Origin of the sequence: Streptomyces sp. NPDC059371, assembly GCF_042751995.1 — a bacterium.
Taxonomy (GTDB): Bacteria; Actinomycetota; Actinomycetes; order Streptomycetales; family Streptomycetaceae; genus Streptomyces.
The window spans coordinates 33,587-34,143 of sequence record NZ_JBHYXD010000095.1 but is presented as its reverse complement, the minus strand read 5'-3'; the positions used below and the strand labels follow the sequence as shown (position 1 = coordinate 34,143).

Genomic DNA, 557 nt, shown 5'->3' with positions numbered 1-557 from the left:
CGCCTCTACAACCCCACCACCGGACGCTTCCTGTCCACCGACCCCGTCCACGGCGGCAACGCCAACCCCTACGAATACGTCACCGCCGACCCCGTCAACCAATACGACCTCGACGGGCGCAGCCGCTTCAGCTGGATCAAGCGGGGCTGGCGCGCCATTCCACGGGCTTATCGGGCGACGAGGACGTTCTTCCACTACACCCCGACAAGGTTCATGTTCTTCGCGAAGAAGTGCAGATACTTCTGCATGCGAGATGGGCGCCCGGCTCTTCACTGGGGCAACCATCAGAACAGGATCGAGTGGGACGGCCACTGGGGATGGCACTACAACAAGGCCGGAGACAAGGGCCACTACAGCGTCCGGCGCGGGCTCTGGAACCTCGGCAAATCAGGGTTCCGCAGAGCATGGCGCTGGGGCACGCGCCGCTGACCGATAGCCTCTAACGACCCTGGGGGGGGGGGGGGGCCGGCGCGCCGCCCCCCCCCCCAACACACACCGGACTAGCACTCCAACCTCGTAACAAAAAAACACAAACACCACCCCAAAAACTCTACAAA

At 63.6% G+C, this 557-nt stretch carries 1 protein-coding gene; it reads left to right on the top strand.

What is annotated here, in order from left to right:
* A partial coding sequence (locus ACFXGX_RS34820) for an RHS repeat-associated core domain-containing protein (protein ID WP_384799608.1) occupies window positions 1–429 on the top strand: 429 nt, incomplete at its 5' end.
* Between the last annotated feature and the right edge of the window lie 128 nt (window positions 430–557).